Origin of the sequence: Shewanella sp. 10N.286.45.A1 (assembly GCF_041470405.1) — a bacterium.
In the GTDB taxonomy this organism is placed as follows: domain Bacteria; phylum Pseudomonadota; class Gammaproteobacteria; order Enterobacterales; family Shewanellaceae; genus Shewanella.
This window is the reverse complement of record NZ_JBFRMK010000041.1, coordinates 9,452-12,337: the sequence shown is the minus strand read 5'-3', so window position 1 is coordinate 12,337 and position 2,886 is coordinate 9,452. Positions and strand designations below refer to the sequence as shown.

The window sequence follows — 2,886 nt, the reverse complement described above, 5'->3', positions numbered from 1 at the left end:
TTTAATGGAGTTGGTATTAGCCTCAGCTAAACAGTTCAACCCAGCGCCATTTGATTGCCAGTTTTACCCCCCCAAAAAAAGCATAGGTTGGAGATATGAGTATACTGTTGCTGAATTTCTATAACGGTGGTCTGTACTCGTTGAGCCCTGCCCGAGCAAACATTACAATCGATATTATGTCCATTTCCTTTAGGTAAAATACTCCCCACCTCACCCCAGGATTTATCAACAACATAATCTAGTTTGCGCTGCAGCTGATTCTAGGTATGATGTCGCATTGCACAATTTTACTTTCAACCTAGAACAGCATACCAAGAATAATAATGTCTAGAATCCTTACCGCAGCTATAGCACTATCTTGCTCACCAGCAGCCTTGGCACTTGTACCGCCTGATTATCAAGAACCACCGAGTGATTTTACCGCTGAAATTGAAGCTGGTTTCCAGCTTAATACAGGTAACACTGAATCAAGTAGCTTCAATGGCCGTACAAAATTAGTTTACGACACTGATTCAACGAGGCAAGAGGCTACCATTAAAGGTTATTTTGCGGCCGATGATGAAAAGACCACGTCAGAGAAGTACGACCTGCAACTGCAATCTAGCTACAAATTCTATAGTGGTTACGTTTTCGGCCGTGGAGACTTCACCTGGGATAAATTTGGTAGTTACACTCGCGTATCTACCATTTCTGGTGGCTATGGTTTCGATGCTATTTCTAATTCAAGTACCAAGCTTAGTTTAGAAGTCGGCCCAGGTTATCGTTATAACTTACCCATTTCGACAGACAGTATCCCTAACCCTGATGCCAATAAAGATGTCATTTTGCGTACAGCGGCAAAATTTGAGCAGAAACTACAAGAGTACACCAGTCTAAATGCAGACTTGACCTCTGAGGTCGGAGAAGACAACAACACGCTGACTTTAGATATGAGCTATAAAAACACCCTTTTTCAAGACTGGGCATTCAAAATCGGCGTCAATATCAAATACACTCAAGTCGTACCTGAAGGGTCTAAGCAGACTGATACCATCACGACTTTTAATCTGCTGTATACCTTTCAATAACCATATTAGATAATCTGCCCTTGAGTTTGCTTAAGGTAAACTCAAGGGCAATTTAATTACCAGTGCCTCTCTGTTACTTTAATTGCTGCATTAAATAGGCGTAAACCATGGAGCTGAGCTCCGCGGCTTGGTTATTATCAGCAGCACCTGCATGGCCACCTTCTATGTTTTCGTAATACAGAACATCTATCCCCATGTCTTCCATTTTCGCTACCATTTTACGAGCATGACCAGGGTGAACACGATCATCGCGGGTTGAAGTAGTAAAGAACACTTTAGGGTAAGCCGTATCTTTCTTTAGGTTGTGATAAGGCGAGAATTTTTTAATATAGTCCCATTGTGCAGGAATATCTGGATCACCATATTCCCCCATCCAACTCGCACCAGCCAGTAACTTATTATAACGCTTCATATCAAGTAACGGCACTTGGCACACGACCGCGTTATAGAGATCAGGGTTACGAGTAAAGGCAGCCCCCATCAATAGACCACCATTACTACCGCCTTGGATCCCTAAATGTTTACTCGAAGTAATTTTTCGGCTAACTAAATCTTTAGCTATCGCTTCGAAGTCTTCGTAAGCCTTGTGGCGATTCTCCTTTAATGCAGCTTGATGCCATGCAGGCCCGTATTCCCCACCGCCACGGATATTAGCCAGAACATACACACCGCCCTGCTCTAACCAGTTTTTACCAATAGTCGCTGAATATGAAGGACGCAGTGATACTTCAAAACCACCATATCCATACAGCAAGGTAGGATTGGTGCCATCTAACTTTAGATCCTTTGCCATAACCACGAAGTAGGGCACTTTAGTGCCATCTTTAGATTTAGCAAAATACTGCTTCGTTTCAAAACGTTCAGCGGCAAACTGCTGCTTCATCGCCTTCAACTTACTTGCTTTCATACTCTTAGCATCAAACATGTAAAGGCTAGAGGGCTCTAAAAAACTGGTGTAGTTAACGAAGACCTCACTGCTGTCATCTTCGGCACCGAATACACTTAATGTACCGTTGACATCAAACGGAGCTTGCTGCGTTTGCCACTTGTTGCCATTTTGCACATAGCGTATTAATTTACTTTTTACGTTGTCGAGCCAAGTAATTAATATTGCGCCTTTAGTGAACCTAACCTGGGAAATTGAGGCTGTCGCGGTTGGTTCAACCAAAACACTAAACTCAGGTTTCTGCGCAATCAATTTATCAAGATCAGTATAAACAATAGCGCCCTGCTTAAAGGTTCTTGCGCCAGTTTTTAGCTCACTCTTAAGCTCGATATAGAGCTGGTCATTGAAATAACCTTTGATGTCTGCATCTTTTGGCAGCGGTAACGCGACCAGTTTGTTGTCACGATATGCATAGTGTTGAGCGGTATAAAAAGTAAGGCTTTCAGTAACCAACTGTAGTGGTTTTTCATCGTCATAGATGACATATCCAGACACCGCAACCGAGGCTTTATCACCGCTGAAAACGGTTTTAGCCGCTGACAATGGCGTACCACGATGCCACTGTTTAACCACTTTAGGATAACCTGAATCAGTAAGACTGTTACCGTCACCGAAGTCAGTGCCAACAAAAACAGTATCTTTGTCTATCCAGCTGACGCTTGATTTTGCTTCACTCAACGTAAAAGGTTTGCTCTGTTTATCTAGAAATGCTTTTTGCTTCAGATCAAACTCGCGCACTTCAACAGCATCAGCTCCACCACGTGACAATGACACCATGCAGCGATCATAATTGGGGTAACGGCAATCCATCCCCTTGTATACCCAATTTACCCCTTCTGCTTTACCTAGTGCATCAACATCTAATACCGTTTC

At 42.9% G+C, this 2,886-nt stretch carries 2 protein-coding genes; one reads left to right on the top strand and one right to left on the bottom strand.

All coding sequences use genetic code 11. The annotated features are described in order from the left end of the window. The first annotated feature begins 323 nt into the window (after positions 1-323). Positions 324-1,067 (top strand): YdiY family protein, encoded by a 744-nt coding sequence (locus AB4238_RS03600; RefSeq protein ID WP_220736610.1) that lies wholly within the window; start codon positions 324-326, stop codon positions 1,065-1,067. A gap of 73 nt (positions 1,068-1,140) precedes the next feature. Here the strand turns inward: AB4238_RS03600 and AB4238_RS03595 are convergent. Further along, the coding region (locus AB4238_RS03595; protein WP_372031369.1) for a prolyl oligopeptidase family protein at positions 1,141-2,886 on the bottom strand (1,746 nt) is incomplete at its 5' end.

Excerpts from the sequence above, each read along its gene's own strand:
- AB4238_RS03600 (WP_220736610.1), top strand. The coding sequence starts at position 324 with ATGTCTAGAATCCTTACCGCAGCTATAGCACTATCTTGCTCACCAGCA.